At 40.7% G+C, this 18,276-nt stretch carries 25 protein-coding genes and 1 pseudogene; 16 read left to right on the top strand and 10 right to left on the bottom strand.

Annotation, left to right across the window (positions count from 1 at the left end):
- The first annotated feature begins 6 nt into the window (after window positions 1-6).
- From N178_RS19385 to N178_RS19405, 6 genes are all read left to right on the top strand, one after another.
- Window positions 7-834: a GvpL/GvpF family gas vesicle protein gene (locus tag N178_RS19385; RefSeq protein ID WP_237758533.1), complete on the top strand. Its 828-nt coding sequence runs from the start codon at window positions 7-9 to the stop codon at window positions 832-834.
- A complete protein-coding gene (locus N178_RS19390; RefSeq protein ID WP_045294233.1) occupies window positions 831-1,082 on the top strand; it encodes a gas vesicle protein in 252 nt (83 codons plus the stop codon). Before N178_RS19385 ends, N178_RS19390 begins: the two co-directional genes overlap by 4 nt.
- On the top strand, window positions 1,072-1,356 hold the full coding sequence (locus N178_RS19395) for a gas vesicle protein K (protein WP_045294235.1): 285 nt from the start codon (window positions 1,072-1,074) through the stop codon (window positions 1,354-1,356). Before N178_RS19390 ends, N178_RS19395 begins: the two co-directional genes overlap by 11 nt.
- Before the next feature lie 14 nt (window positions 1,357-1,370).
- Window positions 1,371-1,688, top strand: coding sequence for a gas vesicle protein (locus tag N178_RS19400; RefSeq protein ID WP_013057928.1), 318 nt, complete (start codon window positions 1,371-1,373; stop codon window positions 1,686-1,688).
- Window positions 1,689-1,720: 32 nt separating this feature from the next.
- The gene (locus N178_RS27905) at window positions 1,721-1,849 is read left to right on the top strand and encodes a hypothetical protein (protein ID WP_256972393.1); all 129 of its coding nucleotides are present in this window, start codon (window positions 1,721-1,723) and stop codon (window positions 1,847-1,849) included.
- Window positions 1,850-1,994: 145 nt separating this feature from the next.
- Complete coding sequence (locus N178_RS19405; protein ID WP_045294237.1) at window positions 1,995-2,519, top strand: hypothetical protein; 525 nt, start codon at window positions 1,995-1,997, stop codon at window positions 2,517-2,519.
- A 141-nt stretch (window positions 2,520-2,660) separates the two neighbouring features.
- On the opposite strand, the gene N178_RS19410 is transcribed toward N178_RS19405, so the two are convergent.
- Together N178_RS19410 and N178_RS19415 are read right to left on the bottom strand one after the other, a co-directional pair.
- Window positions 2,661-3,101 (bottom strand): cell wall hydrolase, encoded by a 441-nt coding sequence (locus N178_RS19410; protein ID WP_013083968.1) that lies wholly within the window; start codon window positions 3,099-3,101, stop codon window positions 2,661-2,663.
- A 134-nt stretch (window positions 3,102-3,235) separates the two neighbouring features.
- Window positions 3,236-3,727, bottom strand: coding sequence for a dihydrofolate reductase family protein (locus tag N178_RS19415; protein ID WP_045294238.1), 492 nt, complete (start codon window positions 3,725-3,727; stop codon window positions 3,236-3,238).
- 90 nt (window positions 3,728-3,817) lie between these two features.
- On the opposite strand from N178_RS19415, the gene N178_RS19420 reads away from it, so the two are divergent.
- Entirely contained in the window at window positions 3,818-4,753 is a 936-nt protein-coding gene (locus N178_RS19420; protein ID WP_045294240.1) for a helix-turn-helix transcriptional regulator, read from the top strand.
- A gap of 119 nt (window positions 4,754-4,872) precedes the next feature.
- Window positions 4,873-5,052: a hypothetical protein gene (locus N178_RS26145; RefSeq protein ID WP_080890223.1), complete on the top strand. Its 180-nt coding sequence runs from the start codon at window positions 4,873-4,875 to the stop codon at window positions 5,050-5,052.
- A 75-nt stretch (window positions 5,053-5,127) separates the two neighbouring features.
- On the opposite strand, the gene N178_RS19425 is transcribed toward N178_RS26145, so the two are convergent.
- Both N178_RS19425 and N178_RS19430 read right to left on the bottom strand, forming a co-directional pair.
- Window positions 5,128-8,277 carry a bifunctional cytochrome P450/NADPH--P450 reductase gene (locus N178_RS19425; RefSeq protein WP_045294242.1) on the bottom strand — a complete coding sequence of 1,050 codons (3,150 nt, stop codon included), beginning with the start codon at window positions 8,275-8,277 and terminating at the stop codon, window positions 5,128-5,130.
- 26 nt (window positions 8,278-8,303) lie between these two features.
- Complete coding sequence (locus N178_RS19430) at window positions 8,304-8,882, bottom strand: TetR/AcrR family transcriptional regulator (RefSeq protein ID WP_045294244.1); 579 nt, start codon at window positions 8,880-8,882, stop codon at window positions 8,304-8,306.
- A 302-nt stretch (window positions 8,883-9,184) separates the two neighbouring features.
- Here N178_RS19430 and N178_RS19435 point away from each other — a divergent pair, with 302 nt between their 5' ends.
- Window positions 9,185-9,553 (top strand): nuclear transport factor 2 family protein, encoded by a 369-nt coding sequence (locus N178_RS19435; RefSeq protein ID WP_045294246.1) that lies wholly within the window; start codon window positions 9,185-9,187, stop codon window positions 9,551-9,553.
- A 70-nt stretch (window positions 9,554-9,623) separates the two neighbouring features.
- On the opposite strand, the gene cotJC is transcribed toward N178_RS19435, so the two are convergent.
- The 3 genes from cotJC to N178_RS19450 are packed head-to-tail and all read right to left on the bottom strand — an operon-like array spanning window position 9,624 to window position 10,720.
- Entirely contained in the window at window positions 9,624-10,193 is a 570-nt protein-coding gene (cotJC, locus tag N178_RS19440) for a spore coat protein CotJC (protein ID WP_045294248.1), read from the bottom strand.
- Window positions 10,194-10,214: 21 nt separating this feature from the next.
- A complete protein-coding gene (locus N178_RS19445; protein WP_025751042.1) occupies window positions 10,215-10,475 on the bottom strand; it encodes a spore coat protein CotJB in 261 nt (86 codons plus the stop codon).
- Complete coding sequence (locus N178_RS19450) at window positions 10,472-10,720, bottom strand: spore coat associated protein CotJA (RefSeq protein ID WP_045294250.1); 249 nt, start codon at window positions 10,718-10,720, stop codon at window positions 10,472-10,474. The genes N178_RS19445 and N178_RS19450 overlap by 4 nt, the downstream gene beginning before the upstream one ends.
- Window positions 10,721-10,937: 217 nt before the next feature.
- Between N178_RS19450 and N178_RS26150 the strand changes: the two are divergent.
- Window positions 10,938-11,282, top strand: a pseudogene (locus tag N178_RS26150) (transporter); the annotation flags it as partial.
- Window positions 11,283-11,298: 16 nt separating this feature from the next.
- On the opposite strand, the gene N178_RS19455 reads toward N178_RS26150, so the two are convergent.
- Both N178_RS19455 and N178_RS19460 read right to left on the bottom strand, forming a co-directional pair.
- Window positions 11,299-11,928: a LysE family translocator gene (locus tag N178_RS19455; RefSeq protein WP_045294251.1), complete on the bottom strand. Its 630-nt coding sequence runs from the start codon at window positions 11,926-11,928 to the stop codon at window positions 11,299-11,301.
- Window positions 11,929-11,955: 27 nt separating this feature from the next.
- Complete coding sequence (locus N178_RS19460; protein ID WP_045294253.1) at window positions 11,956-12,789, bottom strand: AraC family ligand binding domain-containing protein; 834 nt, start codon at window positions 12,787-12,789, stop codon at window positions 11,956-11,958.
- Between the two features lie 223 nt (window positions 12,790-13,012).
- Here N178_RS19460 and N178_RS19465 point away from each other — a divergent pair, with 223 nt between their 5' ends.
- The 6 genes from N178_RS19465 (at window position 13,013) to N178_RS19490 (ending at window position 17,562) form a co-directional block, all read left to right on the top strand.
- A complete protein-coding gene (locus N178_RS19465; RefSeq protein WP_045294255.1) occupies window positions 13,013-13,834 on the top strand; it encodes a sensor histidine kinase in 822 nt (273 codons plus the stop codon).
- Complete coding sequence (locus N178_RS19470; protein ID WP_045294257.1) at window positions 13,835-14,476, top strand: response regulator; 642 nt, start codon at window positions 13,835-13,837, stop codon at window positions 14,474-14,476.
- A gap of 137 nt (window positions 14,477-14,613) precedes the next feature.
- On the top strand, window positions 14,614-15,996 hold the full coding sequence (locus N178_RS19475) for a PepSY-associated TM helix domain-containing protein (RefSeq protein ID WP_045294259.1): 1,383 nt from the start codon (window positions 14,614-14,616) through the stop codon (window positions 15,994-15,996).
- A gap of 29 nt (window positions 15,997-16,025) precedes the next feature.
- Window positions 16,026-16,490 (top strand): FixH family protein, encoded by a 465-nt coding sequence (locus N178_RS19480; protein ID WP_045294261.1) that lies wholly within the window; start codon window positions 16,026-16,028, stop codon window positions 16,488-16,490.
- 140 nt (window positions 16,491-16,630) lie between these two features.
- Entirely contained in the window at window positions 16,631-17,053 is a 423-nt protein-coding gene (locus tag N178_RS19485) for a NucA/NucB deoxyribonuclease domain-containing protein (protein ID WP_013083984.1), read from the top strand.
- 155 nt (window positions 17,054-17,208) lie between these two features.
- Window positions 17,209-17,562 carry a DUF1516 family protein gene (locus tag N178_RS19490; RefSeq protein WP_237758534.1) on the top strand — a complete coding sequence of 118 codons (354 nt, stop codon included), beginning with the start codon at window positions 17,209-17,211 and terminating at the stop codon, window positions 17,560-17,562.
- A 40-nt stretch (window positions 17,563-17,602) separates the two neighbouring features.
- On the opposite strand, the gene N178_RS19495 is transcribed toward N178_RS19490, so the two are convergent.
- Complete coding sequence (locus N178_RS19495) at window positions 17,603-18,196, bottom strand: hypothetical protein (protein ID WP_028409296.1); 594 nt, start codon at window positions 18,194-18,196, stop codon at window positions 17,603-17,605.
- Window positions 18,197-18,276 lie beyond the last annotated feature (80 nt).

Consider the following 18,276-nt stretch of genomic DNA (forward strand, 5'->3'; position numbering starts at 1 on the left):
GGTTAAATGATGGAAAAGCTCATTTATTTATATGGTCTAGTTCCAACCGAAGAAGCTAAGCAAATTTCCTTCCCCGCCCTTGAAGGCATGGACAAGAACAACCCTATCTATACTCTTTGCTTTGATGATATTACCGCATTTGTATGCGACTTGCCAAGCGATGAGTATTCAGAAGAAATGCTGAAAGAAAAGATCGAGCACGATATGAAATGGCTGCAGGCCAAAGCTGTGCATCACCATGAGACCCTTCTTTTCTTACAGAAGCACTACACGCTTCTTCCAATGAAATTCTGTACTGTCTATAAAAGCAAGGACAGCTGCCAAAAAAGTATTGTCGATAACAAAGAAAAAACCCTCTCTTCTCTTCAGCTTTTAAAAAAATCTGAAGAATGGAATATAAAAGTGTATGCCCATACGAATCATTTAAAGAGCTACCTCTTAACATACAATGAAACGATCCAAAAGAAAAAAGAAGAAATAAATACGATGCCTCCAGGCAGACAGTTTTTTGAACGTAAAAAGATAGAAAGGCTGATTGAAGAAGAAACAGAAAAAGAACAGCTTTCACTTTGTGATCACCTGCACAGTGAGATAAGTCCCTACGCCGCTTATCATAAAATCAAAAATAACTGGAGTCAAAAAATAACCGGCGACAGCTATAGCATGTGCTGGAACAGCATCTACCTTTTGTCCCAGAGCAATGTGGAATCGTTTCTAAAAGCCATTAGCAACAAGCAAACGCTTTACAAAAACATGGGACTAAACATTGAAGTAACAGGACCATGGCCTGCTTATCATATCGACACCCTGCGCTCGGAGAAAGATGCGGGATGACATCGCTGCGAAAACAAATGCTCGAGCAAAAAGACATTGCCCTCATTGATATATTAGATGTGATCCTCGATAAAGGAATTGCCATTAAAGGTGATTTATTGATTTCAATTGCCGGAATTGATTTAGTCTATCTTGATCTGCGCGTATTGATTTCTTCTGTAGAAACGCTGATAGGCTCGCATGATCGTCAAATCATTTCTTCTCAGCAGTTTGAACAGGAAACGGAGGCGTTGCGAAATGGAAAATAACCTCAAACGAAACGGTCGCATTGAGCTGAGTGCGGAAAATGCTGAACAAGGCCTAGCGCAGCTTGTATTAACCGTCATTGAATTACTGCGGCAGCTCATTGAAAAACATGCGATTCGCCGAGTGGACAGCGGAAACCTGACGGACGCTCAAATCGAAGATCTGGGCGTGGCGTTGATGAAGTTAGAGAACAAAATGGAGGAGCTAAAAACAGTGTTTAACTTTACAAATGAAGATTTAAATATTGATCTAGGTCCCCTAGGAAAAGTGTTATAACAAGGAGTGGAAAAATGGCGGCGGAACATAACGGGCAGCTGGGCACCATTGTAGAAGTATTGGAAAAAGTATTAGATAAAGGTCTTGTCATTGCTGGAGATATTAAAGTCCAAATTGCTGATGTTGAACTCTTAACAATAAAAATCCGGCTGCTTGTCGCTTCTATTGATAAAGCAAGAGAAATTGGCATGGACTGGTGGGAAACAGACCCTTACCTATGTTCAAAAGCAAATCAGTCTTATCAAAAACTCCAGGCGGAAAATGACAGTTTAACACAGCAAGTGGCATCTTTAACGCAACGAATTCAAGATGATTTGCTTTCGCTTGATTAACAGCTCACTTAATAGAAGGAGGAATAACAAACATGAATCCTGAACAAAAATCTACGCTGTCTCCTGTTTCACAAGAGCAGCAAATCCCCGATACTCAGCTAACGGAAAAAGAAGAGCGTATGCCGGAGTATACGCATACGTCACTTAATCCAGACTCATAGAACAAAAAGAGAAATGCCTCGGTATTTCTCTTTTTAATGTTTCTATACTTTTCTTCATTAATCATGACGTTGAGACAAATAAAGGTAAATATAATGAACATGGCGAATGAGTACCATTATCTATTAATGACAAAGGAGAACGAGCATGAAGAAAAAAGTGATGGGAGCAGTTTATGCTCTTTTAACGGTGTTCATTTTAGGTGCCTGCAGTACCGAAGACGTTGTGACAAATCATTCAAATCCAAAAGTTTCTGTTTTTACTACAGTTAAACCACTGACGAAAAAAGAATTTAGTGAAGTTGGAACATCAGGGTTAACAAGCCCTTCTAAAAAAGATTTTCACAAAGTACATATGACTCTTACTTTACACGGTACGGACTACCTGTCGGATATTCAAGTTAAGCTACCTAACTATAAAGAAGCTTTTAATAACATGAAAGACGATCAGCAAACAAGATATTGGTTTGGCAGCGGTTCAGATGAAGAGCAAGAAAACAAAAACATCTATACAAGGGAATTTGTCCTTTATACGAAAGGCTTAAACGACAAGCAAATCAAAGATATTTTAGCAGCAGCTAAGGTAAAGACGTCCTGGGTGGTAAAGGATACAAAAGCGAAAGATCAATCGGAATTTCCTGCTGGTAAAAACATAAAATTTGAAGCAAAATGAGAAATGCCCCAATTAGCAAAAGCCCCCTTTATTAAAAGAGGGCTTTCTCTTATTATATGAAAAACGATTACCTTGTCACCTGCAGCTCAATGTTTGGATTTGAGGCCAGACTTTCAGAGTGCAGCATATCTTCTAAGCTATCTACCCGTTATAAACGCTAGCGCATGTTCCAGGCTTTGGCTCATAGTAGCAATGATTTTTGTATTGACCAGAAGCGGGTTGACCGTACCAGGTTGGAGGGCATGGAGCGGATGGATTAAAGTACCACAGTGCATATTTCCCGGGATGTTCTCTCCAATAATCCAAATTCTTTTTGGCTAACCTTTTTTCAACACCTCTTGCTCTTTGATAAAATACGTTTCCTTTTTGAACAGCCTCGAACGAATAGTTGCCTCCCTGCACCTGATAAATAACTTGCGGAACGGATCTTAAATTCTTGAAATCTAAACAGTTTGCTTTAAGGCGATTTACAATGACATTTCCAACATACAGCATGCCTTGTTTTCCTTCGCCTTCAGCCTCTGCTCTCATCATCCTTGCCATTAAAGCAACGTCTGAATCTCGATAATTTACTCTTGGCATTTTTTCACCCCAAAAATATACTATGAGAAAAAGCTGGTCTTGATGTCACTGTCCCTAAAATAACAGTAGCTGGATGTTAAATACACGCTAAGCACACCGACACTACAGAAAGAGTTTCAATTACGAAGAGCTTATTATTTTTCATAATACAGCTGAGCGATTTGCCCGTACTGCTTCATATCGGTAAGCTTCAAGTGCATTTCTGGAATCCCTTGCTTAAACAGCGGAATACCAGCCCCAAGCAAAACGGGAATGACAGATATAATAAATTCATCCACCCTCTCTGCTGTTAAGAAATCAGCGAGAATATCAGCGCCTCCCACCAGCCATATTTTTTTCGTATCTTGACTGAGGTTGTTGAGAAATGACGCCACGCTTTCGTTTATAAACTCTGCATACGGACCTTTTCCTTGAGCTGAGCGGCTAAACACGTAGCACTTTTTATCGTGATAAGGAAAATCTGGTGTGAGCTTCAGCACGTGGTCGTACGTAGCCTTTCCCATAACGACCGCATCACACGTTTGATAAAACGCTTCGTAGCCATTGTCTCCCTCTCCTTCTACGCTTTCTAGCCAGTCAATCTCTCCGTTTTCTCTTGCAATATATACGACGATTTTTTTCTTCATTCCCTTTTCTCCTTTCAACTTTACTGTTTCTGTATGATATCATTTTAATACGACACTTTTTGTCATATTAAAAGAAAAAGGTGAAAATAAGTGGCTAAGTCTACACGACTTGTTGATATGCTCATGTTTATTAATACAAAAAGAACGTTTACGGCAAAAGAACTAGCAGAGGAATTTGGTCTTTCCGTGCGGACCGTTCAGCGCTATTTACTGGACTTAAGTGAATTAGGACTGCCTCTTTACAGTGAAAAAGGACGGGGCGGCGGCTACAAAGTATTAAAAAATCGTATTCTTCCTCCTATTTTATTTACGGAAGAAGAAGCTATTTCTATCTTTTTTGCTTATCAAGCTCTGCAGTATTATCATGACCTTCCGTTTGATGCAGAAATTCATGCGGCTCTTCAAAAATTTTATGTGTACCTGTCTGAGGAAACAAAGAAAAAAGTAGATAAAATGAGTGCTCATATTGCGTTTTGGAATCCTAAAAGAAAACTAGACACTCCTTATTTAAAAGAGCTGTTAGAAGCAAGCCTTGCAGGAAAATATATTGAATTTCTTTATGATTCAAAGGCGGGTCAAACAAGAAAAGAAGTCAAACCCCTTGGAATTTATGCTCATAACGGTTTATGGTACTGCCCTGCCTATTCCTACGATAAGCAAAAAGTATTATTGTTTCGAGCAGATCGTATTCACTCGTTAAAGGTTTTAGAAAAAGACGAAAAGATGTCTCTTACGTTAAAGGAATGGCTTGAAACAGAACCTGTAAACTCACAGCCGATTTCGTTAAAAGTAACCTTGACGCACGAAGGCGTTCGTCAGTGTAAGGGTGTTCCATGGCTTGAAAATCATGTGAAGGCGGCGCGGGATGGCGGTGGCTATATTGATACGATAACTGATGGTAATGAATTAAACTACATGGCTTCTTTTTTCTATACCTTAGGGGCTCATGCCCTTATTGAAGAACCTCAGGAGCTAATTGAAAAGATTTGCTCTCACGCAGAAGAAACGCTGAGGCGATATAAATGAGGTGGAGACAAAAGTAGTTTTTTAGGGAAGGAACGGTGAACTGAGACTCTTGATAGAAAATGAAATTCGTCCCGATTTTTTCATTATGTAGGTTTCATGTATATGGCTACTTCTAGCAGGTGATTGGAGGGCAAGACGAAGACTCCTGCGGGAAAAGCGGAACAGGTGAGACCCCACAGGAGCGCAAGCGACGAGGAGGCTCACCGGCCGCCCGCGGAAAGCGAAGTCTTGCACGGAAATCAACGGCGGTGTCACAAGAGATCCATACGAGTTCATTTCTCGATTTTGTTCGTCTTTAGATGATATGGCTTTAGTTATGTCTCACTCTCGCTATAAAAAATAACCTCCGCTAAATAGCGGAGGTTATTTTTTATTTACCCAGCCCACACGTCTTTTGCGTATCGGCCCTTTTCTTCTAGCTGCTGCAGCCATAAGCGAGCGTCTGCTTCACTTACTTTATGAACATCAGCATAGCTTTTAATAAGCGTTGCTTCAACGTCAGGCGCCATTTGGCTTCCGTCTCCGCAAATATAGAAGTGCGCTCCTTGACCAAGAAGTTCAATCAATTTCGTACCGTCTTGTTCCATCAGGTGCTGAACGTATGTTTTCGGCTGATTTGGTACGCGTGAAAAAGCGGTATGAAGCGTAACGACACCTTCATTTTGTGCGTTTTCAAGCTCTTCTTGATACAGATAGTCTTCATGAGGTGAACGGCAGCCAAAGTATAAATGCGCTTCTCCAAGCGACTGTCCTTGTTCTTTTAACTGCTTGCGAGCCTGCACAAAGCCTCTAAACGGCGCGACGCCTGTTCCCGGTCCGACCATGATAATCGGTATTTCAGAGTCTTTTGGCAGCGTAAAGCCTGATTGCGGTGTGGAAACAAAGCACGTAATCGTATCTCCTTCTTGCAGCTCGGCAAGATAGTTCGACGCAATTCCTTTATATTCTCCATATCCGCTCCACGCTTCTCCTGAAACAACGCTGACCGTGATGCTTGCTTGTTTTTCATCGACACGAGGTGATGAAGAAATTGAGTAATAGCGCGGACGCATGCTTGGAAGAAGAGCGATAAATTCGCTGAATTCCATTTCACACGCCGGGTATTTTTCAAGCAGTTCAAGCATTGTTAAGCGTTTTGCCAGTACTTGTTCTTTGTACGCTTGCTTTTCAAGCAAGGCTTCAAGCTCCACTTTATGCGGCGGGCAGACCGTTTTAGCAGCCATTGCGCGAAGCTGCGTGCGCGTAACAGGATCTTGAAGCTCTACATATTGCAGAAGCTCTTCTACTGATACTGTTTTGCCGAGTGGCAAATGCGCTAATTTTTCTTCTTCAGCTTCCAGGCGGATTTGCTGTGATGCATCTAGACCGAACCTTGCTGTTACACGGTTTACTATTCCTTCATAGTTGCGAGGAATAATACCTAAATGATCTCCTTCTTGATAAGAAGCTTCTTTTGGAAGTTCAATTTCAAGGTGTCGCGTGCTTCGTGCACTGCCTGGCTGTTGAAGTTCTTTGCTTGCTACGACGTTTGCTGAAAACGCACCGTGCATTTTCGCAAGCGGCATGTCCGCAGCGCTGTCGACAAATTGAAGTGAAAGCGTAGATTGATTATCTTCACTATTTTCAATGTCGAGGTTAAAGTAGGCTGCTACGTCACTCCACATGTGTTCACGCCATTCTTCGTATGTGCCTTCAAAGTCGTCGCTTGCATCTGCTTCGCCGCGTTCAGCGATGTTTTCTGCCCCTTTAGCCGCAAGCGTTTCATCAATAAAAGCAGGCACTTTTTGATACGTAGTAGCCCAGTTTTTATCGCCGCATCCAAATACGGAGTAGCGAACGCCTTTGACTTCATCAGCGGACGCTTGGTCTAACCACTCGACAAACTGCTTTGCGTTATCAGGCGGATGTCCGTTATACGAAGCCGTTACAATTAACACAGCTCCTTCACGCGGAAGATTTCCTGCGTGGGAATCAAGCGTTGCGACTTGCGGTGCGAATCCTTTGCTCATCGCAATATCCGCTAAATCCCGCGCCGTTCCTTCGGCTGTTCCCATATTTGAACCGTATAGCACAAGCAGCGGCGTATTATGAGCGTTTTCTACGGTTTTGCGCTCTTTTTTAGCTGACTGCTCTCGGCTTGGTGAAGGAATGCCGCCAAGCGGAATTTGTTTCGATTTTGCTTTTACCACAAAGCCCTCAGGTTTTAACGTTAACGTTTCTTTAATATCTAGCTCGTAGTTTGTGTGATCTTCAAAATCAAAGTGTTTTAGCATCATACCAAGTACAAGCGTTGCTTCATGAAGAGCGAACTGCTGACCGATACACGCGCGCTGACCGTTTCCAAATGGTTTAAACGCATGCTGCGGAATCGCGCTTGGGTTTTCAAAACGCTCTGGGCGGAACTCTTCTACATCGTCTCCCCAAATTGTTTTATCACGGTGAAGCTGAGGAATCAGTACCATCAGTTCATCCCCTTTTTCTAACGGATATTCTCCTCCAAGCACCGTATCCTCTTTTGCATATAGAGAAAACGCAGGAGCCGTTGGCCACAAGCGCAGCGCTTCATTTAAGACCATGCCCACATATTTAAGCTGTTTGACTTGTTTGTAGCTTGGAACAGGATCTACTAGAACTCGCGCTGCTTCTGCTGCTGCTTTTTGTAATACATGTGGATTTTTCACTAAGAAATACAGCGCAAATGATAAAAGACCACTTGTTGTTTCGTGTCCCGCAATTAAGAAGGTAATAATTTGATAGCGAATGTTCTCGTCATCAAGCAGCTCACCTGTTTCTGGATCTTTCCCGTTTAGCATATGCGTTAACAAATCATCGCTTTGTTCACCGCTTGCTTTGCGATCTGCAATAATTTTATCCACAAGATCGTTCATCACCTTAATGTCGTCTTGAAACTGACGCTTATTTTCATCGTAAGCCGGGTCATCCGGATTTGCTCGCTGCAGCTTGTTCATCGCTTCATCCAGTGCACGGACCATGCTTGTAATAAACGGGTGCGGCTGATCGCGGTAAAAGCTGTTAAAGCGGTAATTAAAGCCGCAAAGACCGATTGTATCAAGCGTTAAGCGCGTCATATCTTCCGGTACTTCAATATGCTCATCTGCATTTAGACGCTCCCATTTTTGAATAAGCTGCACGGCGATATCGACCATCATCGCGTGGTAGCCTTTCATTGCTTGCTGACTGAAGCTTGGAAGTAAGATATTATGCGCTTTTTTCCAATTTTTTTCATGCGTCCAGCTTGTAAATAATCCGTCTCCTGCAAAATCACGTACAAATTTAAGCGCTTGACTTAAGTTTTTATCAAAGCGTGATTCATCGCATGCTTCTTTAATTAGACGCTGACTTGATAAGTAGCGCGTTACACGGCCAGGCGCTTCAAATTTAAAGATTTCTCCTAGTTCATCCGCAATTTTCATCAAAGCTTGAACTGGTTTATCTGTGTTTAATAGCGGTAAATTTTTAAGCTCTCCAAACGTTTTTGGCTGAGGCATTTCTTTAATTGTCATCATATCCCTCTTTCACTTGTTAAGTTTCATGATTGTCTGCTAAGTGCTGCCCACAGACTCTCTTCTACGCCGGCAAGAAGTTCATCAGTTAAAGATAAATAGTCATTTTCAATCATTTCATATACTTCCATAAAGCTTCCAAATAAAATAGCAATTAGCGCATTTTCAGGAAGGTTTCTAATAATGCCTTGCTTTTGTCCTTCTCTAAAGAATGTGCAAACAAATTCCACCAGCTTTTGATATGCTAAGCGGCTCTCTTCTGTTAAAAAAGCTCCTTGGCTATGAGTTTTAATAAAACCAAGAGCACGAGGATGATTTTTAGTGAATGTCACCATACCTTCAAAGATATGATGAAATCCATCTCGGTATCCATCTCTCTCGTTTGCCAGACCGCTTTCAATGCACTGTAAAAACTCGTTTACATGCTGTTGAAACAGTTCGTTTACAAGGCTTTCTTTATTTTTAAAGTAGCGATAAATTGTTCCTGCTCCTACTTTGGCATTTTCTGCAATCATTGGCATCGTTGTTGCATCAAACCCTCTTTCTGCAAACAGCAGAAGCGAAGCAGAAAAAATCGCTTTTTGTTTTGTTGGAGTAGATTCCACTTTATCACCTCTTTCCAAAAACGGAATGAACGTTCATTCCGTTACAATTACAAGTATAAAAAACTGCATCTTAATAGTAAAAAGATAACTAGAAAAGTGGAAATAAAAGGTTCTTTTATTCTAATTTTATACCATTTAAAGGTAATTAACAGAGTCTTTCAGAATCTTTTGTGCTTACAGAAAATTAGTCCACTTATCCCCTCTATTAACATAAATTAACACAAACCTCAAAGACAGACGTTTAAGGGAAAAGTAAGGTGGAAATAGAAAAGTGTTACATAAGGCGTAAAGGAGGAAAAAAAATGAATCAAGCCAAAGTGATAGAATACGAGGAAATGCTTCGTTCAGCCATACTTTCTAGTAACGTAGAGCTGTTAGAAGAATTGCTTTCAAACGAGCTTATTTTTGTGAATCATCTGGGGCAACGGCTTTCAAAAGAGGAAGATATAGATACGTATCGTTCTAAAGGTCTTGATATAACAGGCATCGAAGTGTTGGAACAAGAAATTAAACTGTTTCAAGAACTTGCCGTTACGGTTACAAAGGTAGCGGTAAATGGATCGCTGGCAACCGGTGAAGCCCTTGGAGGCGAATACAGCTATACGCGAATTTGGAAAGATGTTGGAGGAAAATTAAAGGTTGTTTCTTGTCACTGCAGCTCTAGCGTATAATCAACGCTGCCACAACAAAAAACATCCCTCCTTTTATTCTCATTTGCCAAGGGGGATGTTTTTTGGCTAGTTAAAAGATTTTTTTACTGTCTCTGTCATCTTTTAAAATCTCAACGGCTTCACGGAACCGCTGTGAATGAACAATCTCTCTTTCTCGTAAAAATCGTAAGCTGTCGTTTAAATCGGGATCATCTGATATATCAATTAACCATTGATATGTAGCTCTTGCTTTTTCTTCTGCCGCTATGTCTTCATAAAGATCTGCAATCGGATCTCCTTTTGCCTGTATATACGTAGCTGTAAACGGAACGCCAGCAGCATTATTATAATAAAGTGCACTATCATGGTTTACATAGTGTTCTGTCAATCCCGCTGCCTTCAGCTGCTCCGGCGTAGCATCTTTTGTTAGCTTATAAATCATCGTCGCAATCATTTCAAGATGTGCAAACTCTTCTGTACCAATATCGTTTAACAGTCCAACAACTTTATCGGGAATTGTATAGCGCTGATTCAAATACCGAAGTGCTGCTGCCAGCTCTCCGTCCGCTCCCCCGTACTGTTCCATTAAATATTTGGCAAGCGTTGGATTACACGTGCTTACTTTCACTGGATACTGCAATTTCTTTTCATACACCCACATATAGTTCCCGCCTTTATCTGCTTATATTTGCCATGGCCAAGGGCTTGTTCCCCAGCTCCACTTTCCGTCGGTATAGCTGTTTCCATATTGCTGGAGCGGCCCGTACTTTGTTTCAAAGTTTCTTTTTAACTGCATAGCCTGCTGCGCGTATTCGTTAAACTGCTGCATAGCCTGCTGGTCATTCGGATGGGTATCTAAATACAGCGTTAATTCTACTAATGCAAAATCGATCGCCTGTATTTCTTCTAAATCCTGATAGTACTCCGGAGGTAGTTTTTTCATTCTTCATCCCTCTTCTTATCTTTGTATGGATTTTCATAGTAGTCCCAAAAAGCCGGCCACAGCGTTCCTTTTTTTAGCGCTTCTTTCGGTGTAAACTGCTGCAGATTCGGGGGCTGAAATCCCATGTATAATTGAGGCGGCGTAGAATAATATTTAACTCCTATCCGCCGGCACGGATCATAGATACCGTGGAAAGGTTGATAGGTCTTAACCGGTGTAAACATCTTTTTTGGATTGTTATCCATGAGAAGTCCTCCTCTAAAAACACACTCTGTTTTATCCTATTCAGCTGTTATCGAGTTCATGAAGGAATTTATTTCCGACTTAGGAACCAAACTTTTCTTCATAAAAAAGACCTATGTAAAAAACGTGATAGTTGCCCAATCCCTTTAGGCAGCTTTCTCATACTTTATAAAATAGTGATAAAAAAATAGAGGTGATTAAAAATTGGACATTAATTACATGGATTTTTATTCTTACCCCGCAAGATTTCCTGGACTTCAGCTCCCGCCCGGTCCACCTAGGCCACCAGGCGGTTTACCTACACCTAACCCGCAGCAAGCTCCAACTTCTCCTCCGCCGGCATTTATTCCAGCTCAACAAACAGCAACTCCATTTGCTGTTGACCCAGGAGCCATTTCTCTATGTCTATTCCGCAACACGTTCATATGGCTTAGAAACGGCTCTAGCTTCTGGTATTTTCCTATTTTTGTAGGCCCGCGATCGGTTGCAGGATTTAGATGGAATGGACGTTTCTGGACCATTTTCGGTGTGGATACACGACAAATTGTTTCGTTTACGTGTTTTTACTTACTAACTGCGATTACACGATTGTTTTTATCCCAAAACCAATCAGCAGCACTCCGCTGCATCGTTGAAAGGCTTTTTGAAACACCGGTTTTTTAAGCCACCTTTTCACGTAATCTATTACATACACCAAGATTAAAAACCATCCTACTGCTATAAGCGTCAGAATAAAACCGAGTATCAGCAGCTGTTGATTTGTGTGTGCATCCAAGTTAATAAACTGTGGCATAAACGTAATATAAACTAATACCGTTTTAGGATTAAGAAAATTACTAAGAGCCCCTTGCATATATGATTCTCTATAGCAGCGATTAGATGAAGACTTTACAGTTTTTGTTTCTTCTGAAATGGCCTCTAATGAGAGCGTATTTTTGGTCAGAAATATTCTGATACCTAAGTAAAATAAGTACGCTGCCCCTATGTATTTAATCGTGTTAAACAGATACACCGACTGCGCAATAGCAACAGACAAGCCAAGCACAGCAATGAACGTCCAAAACGTGAGGCCTGTAGCCATGCCGAGTATGGTAAAACGTCCTGCTTTTGCTCCGTGATGAAGCGTATTTTTCATGATAAGAATTGTATCAGCACCAGGTATCATGGACATGACCAATGCCATCAGCATGTAAGCAGCTAAATGATCCACAGCTCTTCTCTCCCTTTTAAGCTATTACTAGCATCCTGTTTTCTTTTCACTTTCAAAGATTTTCATGTATTGTTTTGGTGTTAGCCCAACCTGACTTTTAAAAAATCGAGTCAAATGACTTTGATCACTAAATCCCGTTAAAAAAGATACGTCAATCGGTTTTTTTCCTTGTTCTAGCAGCTTTTTAGCCTGATTGATTCGAATTGTTTCCAAGTAGCTATATGGAGAAATTCCTTTTTGCTTTGTAAAAGAGCGCAGCAGCCGGTATTTGCTCCATCCAATTAGCTGACTTAACTCATCCAGCGTGATCTTGTTTGTATAGTTGTCTTCCAAATAGCTGCAGATTGTTGTGATTTCATGGGACGTGTCAACGGCTGACGAAAGAAAAGAAAGATTTGAATGATCCTGCATGAGTTCTTCTAGCAAATATAAAAATAACTCTTCTTTCTTAAACTCACGTTCACCATTTAAAATTTGCAAATGAAGCTCTTTTAAACTAGAGACAGCATCACTTCTTTGCACCACGCTGCTGTTAAAATGCGGAAGACTTTCACTGCCGTTAATGTCAAAAACAGCTTTTTTCATCACTTCTGACATCACATTAATACAGCGATAATCAAGCGTTTTGCCGTCTATTTGTTCACAGCTATGGACATCATACGGATTAAACAGCAGCAAATCTCCTGGATTAATAATGTATTCTTTGCCTTGGCAAATTAAATGACGCTGGCCTTCTTCAATAAATCCAATCACATAATACTCGTGAAAATGAGCAGGAAACTTTTGCATAATTCCTTTAAAACGATAAGCTTCAATATGTAAATCGGCGTCAACGTGCGCCGTGCGAATTTCTTTTGTCATCAATCGACCCCTCCTTGTCACATACTAAGCTTTTTAACCATACCATTCACTCGAACATTTTTCTTGTATGATATTGCAGATGAGACTTTTTTCCATTATTTTTATCCGTTTAGCTACGGGTGGTACTAATCACTCTTAAGAGTGATTTCTCTTCTTTCCTCTAGTAATTTTCCGCTCAAATGATAAAATATAGACACATTTTATGGACGAAAGAAGGGGTACCGTGAAATATAGACAAATTAAATGGCTGATTTTGCTTCTTCCAACTCTGACCATCGCGCTTTGGGAGTATGTTCGCCATGCCTTTTTGCTCCCTTACATCTCAATGGATATGGGAAATGTTCTTTCTCCACTGCTTGTCTTTTTTGTCACGCTTGTGTTTGTCCGCTATTTATTTTCTATTTTAGAAAAAATACAAGAAGAACTAAGGCAAGAAAAAGAAAACAAAGCAGCGCTTATTGAACGTGAAAAATTAGCTCGTGAACTGCATGACGGCATTGCGCAGTCGCTGTTTCTCCTGTCTGTTAAAATGAACAAGTTCGGAAGAAAAAACAGCTTAGAGCAGGATCCCGATTTTATCCGAATGAAGCAAACCCTGCAGCATGTTCACGACGATACGCGCCAAGCGATTACAAATTTAAAGCATTCTCCTTCAGACTCTTCAGAAAGCTGGACTGAAAGCATCCATCAATACGTCGATGATTTAACACATACTCATTTACTAGATGTAAATTTAGATTGGAGACTGTCAGAAACAACGCTGTCGAGAAAAGAAAAAAATGAGCTGTTTGCCTGTGTGAAAGAAGCTGCTATGAACGTCATTAAACATGCAAAAACAAATAAAATCTGGATTAGAGCCAGTGAAACAGCAGGCGGATGGATTTGTGAAATTACAGATTTCGGTATAGGTTTCACCTCTGAATCTCTCAAGGCTGGCCTTGGCCTGCAAATTATGAAAGATCGTGCTAAAGATATGAACTGGGACTTTTCCATTCAGCGAAAACAGAACCAGACCATTGTTAGTATTAAAAAGGAGGTTACGTAAATGCAGCCGTTTCGTATTTTGATTGTAGATGATCACGCTCACGCAAGAGAAGGCATTCGCGATATTTTAGAAGAATATGAAGATTTTATTATTGTTGGCGAAGGAACCAACGGGCAAGAAGCCATTGAACTGACCGGAAAATTAATGCCCGATATCGTTTTAATGGATATAGGAATGCCTGTGATGGACGGTTTAGAGGCAACAAAACAAATTAAGCTTCAGTTTCCATACGTTAAAATTGTTGTCATCACGGTTTCAGACGATATTACGGATTTATTTGATGCGCTGAAAAAAGGCGCACAGGGCTATTTGTTAAAAAACCTGCAGTCTGAAGTGTGGTACGACTATTTGCGTGCATTCGCTTTAGACGAAGTTCCTATGTCAAAAGAAATTGCGTTTCAAATTTTAAAAGAGTTTCCTCAGGAAACGTCTATTACAAAACCCGATACTCCCCTTTCTGCACGAGAGCTTGAAGTACTTCAATTAGTGGCTAAAGGACTGTCGAACCGCGATATCTCCGCGCAGTTATTTATTTCTGAACACACGGTAAAAAGCCATTTAAAAAACATTTTAAGCAAGCTTCATTTAGAAAATCGCGTGCAGCTGACAAGCTATGCGTTTCAAAATGGCTTAATGAACTAACAGCTTTCACGAGCTGTTTTTTTATTAGCCCCTTCCTCTTATAAGCCCCAACAATCACTCTCAGGGGTGATGGCTAATTCTCCCTTTCCTTCTATAATAAAAGCACGTTAGTTAGTAAAAAGGAGGAAAAGAGAAAAATGATGCAGGAAAAGCGCGAAGAATCAGCGAGTACAGCTAAAAAAAGCACGGCGCGTTCTCAAGGTCTATACAAAGCCATATGGCGCTGGCATTTTTATGCAGGTTTAGTGTTTACTCCGTTTCTTCTTATATTAGCTGTTACTGGCGGGATGTATTTATTCAAGCCTCAAATTGAAGAAAGACTGTATCACGACTTGTATCATGTACAAGCTCAGTCACAGTCCGTATCCCCTTCAGCACAAGTACAGGCTGTAAAGGAAAAATATCCAGACGCTGATGTGATGACTTATAAGCCCAGTGAGCGCTCTACTTGTTCTTCAGAAGTAGGAATTTCATTAAAAGACAGTACATATACGATTTTTGTTAACCCTCACAATGGTCACATCATAGGGAAATTAGATGATTCGAGTCGCTTGATGAATCAAATTGAAGAGTTCCACGGAGAGCTGATGGCAGGAACAGCCGGTGATCGTATCGTAGAACTTGCGGCCTGCTGGGCAATTGTCTTAATTGTAACCGGTGCTTTTTTATGGTGGCCGCGTAAAAAAGACAAAATAAAAGGCGTGCTGATTCCTCGTTTTTCAAAAGGTAAAAACGTACTGATGCGCGACCTTCATGCAGTACCGGCCTTCTGGATTTCAGCCGGGATGCTTGTTCTTGTACTAACGGGACTTCCGTGGTCAGGACTATGGGGCAATGCGTTTCAGCAAATCGCCACAAACGCAGGCGTTGGATACCCTCCGTCTATTTGGGTAGGCAGTGCTCCTACTTCAACCGTGCAAACAAAAGATGTAGCGGACGTACCTTGGGGAGCTGAAACGTTAGAAGTGCCAAGCTCCACAGCTTCGCACTATACAAAAGTATCGCTTGATGACATTGTCACGATTGCAAGAGAACAGCATATTCACGACGGCTACACCATTTCCATTCCACAAGAGCCTCAAGGCGTGTATACGCTTTCTGTTTTTTCACCAAGAGCTCAGGATGAAGCAACTATTCACCTTGATCAATACACCGGAGCTGTGGTAGCCGATTATCGGTACGACAACTATGGATTTATGGGCAAATTGATTGCGCTTGGTATTACGCTTCATAAAGGCACACAGTTTGGATTTATCAATCAGCTTATAGGGCTTATTATTTGTATCGGAATTGCTGGTATCGCTATCAGCGGGGCCTTACTGTGGTGGAAACGGAAGCCTGCTAAAAATATGGGGGCTCCAAAAGTTCCTGAAGGAAATGCAATGCGAATTGTGACGTGTATAATCGTCGTGTTTGGTATCCTCTTTCCTTTAGTCGGACTGTCCTTAGTTATCGTGTGGCTTTTAGATTTCTTTGTTATCAAACGAATTCCAGCATTGAAGCGGTTTTTAAACGCATGATTTATGAAACGATGTGAGGTGCAGTAACAATGAACAAATGGAAAATACCCGGATTGGTCATACTCAGTACGCTTGTACTTTCCGCGTGCTCTGTAAACAGTAACGCAGACCAGCTCTACAAGCAGCCAAAGCCTCTGTCTGCGCATGTGATGCTTCCTGAAAATATAGAGCCACAGAGCACACAGGTACTAGAAGTGCACGTAATGCAAGAAAATAAAACGGTGGATGATGCCAAAATCGTTCAGTTTAAAGTGTGGAAAAAAGATGCTCCCGGTAAAGTTGAAACAGCAAAGGCACATTATGACGGCAGTATGTATAAAGCAAAAGCAACCTTTAAAGAGGATGGTATTTACTATATTAAAACCGATATTAATGCCCGCGGTGAGCACATCCTTCCTACTCAGCAAGTCGCAGTAGGCAAATTATCGAAAGAAGAGTTACGTTCACTGCAGCCAGCTGAAAATGAAACGCATCATCATCACTCTCATCATTAGACATAAGCTCACGTTTAGCGGCTGAACGTGAGCTTATATTTCTCTTATGAATTCTAGCTAGTTCCATTATATGTTTTTACATTTTTTTCTTATTACTTTAAAATAAAAGTGATAAACGTTTTATAAAGGAGTTTTACAGATTGAAAAAAATTGTTTCTGGTATTTTAATTTTAGTATTAGCCGTTATTGTTATGATTGAAGGAAATCCGTTAGAGCAGAACTCTTCAACGAATACCTCCTACGATGAAGTAATTACCTTCCCTGCTGATCGTTACCCTGAAACTGCAGCGCACATTCAACATGCAATCGATAAAGGAAAATCGGCTGTTTGTACAATCGACCGAGACGGTGCTGAAGAAAACCGCCGTGAATCTTTAAAAGGCATTCCGACTAAAAGCGGCTACGATCGAGATGAGTTTCCGATGGCCTTTTGTGAAGAAGGCGGAAACGGTGCAGATATTGAATATGTAAAGCCTTCAGACAACCGAGGCGCCGGGTCTTGGATCTCACATCAAGTGGATGAGTTTCCAGACGGCACGAAGGTTTTAATTGAAGTGAAGTAAAAAGAATGGTCATCGCGACCGTTCTTTTTTTTATGTTGAGAGCCTGTATAAGAAAAAGAATAAAAAAAGAAAAATTGCTCTTGCCTAAAGATACTCTTCACTTTTAAAATAAAAACGTGTGTGTTACATATATGCATCATCGTTTTATAGGAGGAATGAGTTTCTTGGACAATCTATGGCAGCAGTTACTTCCTGCCTCATGGCAATTAACTTTATTTATTTTCTTTTTTGTCTATATCTTGCGCTGCAAACAAGAGAATAAATTCAGCATGCAGCTTCACGTGCTGCTTAAGTTTCTTTATGCCGTTATTTTGATTTTAAATGCGGTGTTGTTTTTAGTGGAAAGTCAGCGCGATTTTCTTTTTTATGCAACGCTTTTCATGAGTATCCTGACAATTATTTTGATGGAGTTCACGCTTTCTGCAAAAAAACAGAACGAGCTTGATTTTATTTCAGCCGTTTCTTGCTGTGTTCTTCCGATTTTTATTTCTTTACTTGAACTTAGTTAATGAACCAAAGGCCTCTGGTGATTCAGAGGCCTTTTTGATGTTATTGATCTTTGTTGTTACGGTCCATCATATCTTTTGGATCTTCTACAATATCTTCTGGATCACGGTTGTTGTCTTTTTCATCATCTCGATACATCTTGTCATTTTTATCTACGCCAGGTACGTTATTGTTGTTGTTCATATTGTCTAAGCCCGTGTTTACAAACGCCACGTATACTTTGTCGATTTTACTATCTGCTTCTCTTACGCGGTCCGCAATTTTTTGTTCAAAATCAGTTGAAACTTCATGATAAGTATCCCCGTTATACGTTACGGTGTTTACCTTGCCGTTATCATTGTTGTCCGCTGCGTCATTTCCAGCTAAGTCTACCGTTACATAGGCGTTATTATTATCGCGAAGCACATATGCATCGTCAACTTCCTTCATATCTTCTACATTTTGCGCTGCTTCAACTGACTTGGTCGGCTGATCAGTGTTATCCATTGGGATATTGTTATCAACCCCGTCGTTTGTAGAAGTGTTGCGTAAGTCATTTTGAGTATTGTCCATTGCGTTATTGTCTTTATTTCCTCCACATGCAGCTAAGCCTGAAAGAAAAAGAACTGAAGAAGCAATGATAAGCCCTTTTTTCATTTTTTCCATCTCCTTAAATATAGTTTGCAGTCGTATTATGCTTAATTTTTGCAAAACTATTCAAAGGAGACGAAGAAGTG

This window comes from Priestia aryabhattai B8W22 (assembly GCF_000956595.1).
In the GTDB taxonomy this organism is placed as follows: domain Bacteria; phylum Bacillota; class Bacilli; order Bacillales; family Bacillaceae_H; genus Priestia; species Priestia aryabhattai.

What these genes read in the sequence shown, in the direction of transcription:
- N178_RS19425 (WP_045294242.1), bottom strand. Translation starts at nt 8,277, where the DNA reads ATGACAATTAAAGAAATGCCTCAGCCAAAAACGTTTGGAGAGCTTAAA.
- N178_RS19480 (WP_045294261.1), top strand. Translation starts at nt 16,026, where the DNA reads ATGAACAAATGGAAAATACCCGGATTGGTCATACTCAGTACGCTTGTA.
- N178_RS19395 (WP_045294235.1), top strand. Translation starts at nt 1,072, where the DNA reads ATGGAAAATAACCTCAAACGAAACGGTCGCATTGAGCTGAGTGCGGAA.
- N178_RS19490 (WP_237758534.1), top strand. Translation starts at nt 17,209, where the DNA reads ATGAGTTTCTTGGACAATCTATGGCAGCAGTTACTTCCTGCCTCATGG.
- N178_RS19390 (WP_045294233.1), top strand. Translation starts at nt 831, where the DNA reads ATGACATCGCTGCGAAAACAAATGCTCGAGCAAAAAGACATTGCCCTC.
- N178_RS19385 (WP_237758533.1), top strand. Translation starts at nt 7, where the DNA reads ATGATGGAAAAGCTCATTTATTTATATGGTCTAGTTCCAACCGAAGAA.
- cotJC (WP_045294248.1), bottom strand. Translation starts at nt 10,193, where the DNA reads ATGTGGGTGTATGAAAAGAAATTGCAGTATCCAGTGAAAGTAAGCACG.
- N178_RS19470 (WP_045294257.1), top strand. Translation starts at nt 13,835, where the DNA reads ATGCAGCCGTTTCGTATTTTGATTGTAGATGATCACGCTCACGCAAGA.
- N178_RS19475 (WP_045294259.1), top strand. Translation starts at nt 14,614, where the DNA reads ATGATGCAGGAAAAGCGCGAAGAATCAGCGAGTACAGCTAAAAAAAGC.
- N178_RS19445 (WP_025751042.1), bottom strand. Translation starts at nt 10,475, where the DNA reads ATGAAAAAACTACCTCCGGAGTACTATCAGGATTTAGAAGAAATACAG.
- N178_RS27905 (WP_256972393.1), top strand. Translation starts at nt 1,721, where the DNA reads ATGAATCCTGAACAAAAATCTACGCTGTCTCCTGTTTCACAAGAGCAG.
- N178_RS19495 (WP_028409296.1), bottom strand. Translation starts at nt 18,196, where the DNA reads ATGAAAAAAGGGCTTATCATTGCTTCTTCAGTTCTTTTTCTTTCAGGC.
- N178_RS19435 (WP_045294246.1), top strand. Translation starts at nt 9,185, where the DNA reads ATGAATCAAGCCAAAGTGATAGAATACGAGGAAATGCTTCGTTCAGCC.
- N178_RS19405 (WP_045294237.1), top strand. Translation starts at nt 1,995, where the DNA reads ATGAAGAAAAAAGTGATGGGAGCAGTTTATGCTCTTTTAACGGTGTTC.
- N178_RS19400 (WP_013057928.1), top strand. Translation starts at nt 1,371, where the DNA reads ATGGCGGCGGAACATAACGGGCAGCTGGGCACCATTGTAGAAGTATTG.
- N178_RS19415 (WP_045294238.1), bottom strand. Translation starts at nt 3,727, where the DNA reads ATGAAGAAAAAAATCGTCGTATATATTGCAAGAGAAAACGGAGAGATT.
- N178_RS19410 (WP_013083968.1), bottom strand. Translation starts at nt 3,101, where the DNA reads ATGCCAAGAGTAAATTATCGAGATTCAGACGTTGCTTTAATGGCAAGG.
- N178_RS19460 (WP_045294253.1), bottom strand. Translation starts at nt 12,789, where the DNA reads ATGACAAAAGAAATTCGCACGGCGCACGTTGACGCCGATTTACATATT.
- N178_RS19450 (WP_045294250.1), bottom strand. Translation starts at nt 10,720, where the DNA reads ATGGATAACAATCCAAAAAAGATGTTTACACCGGTTAAGACCTATCAA.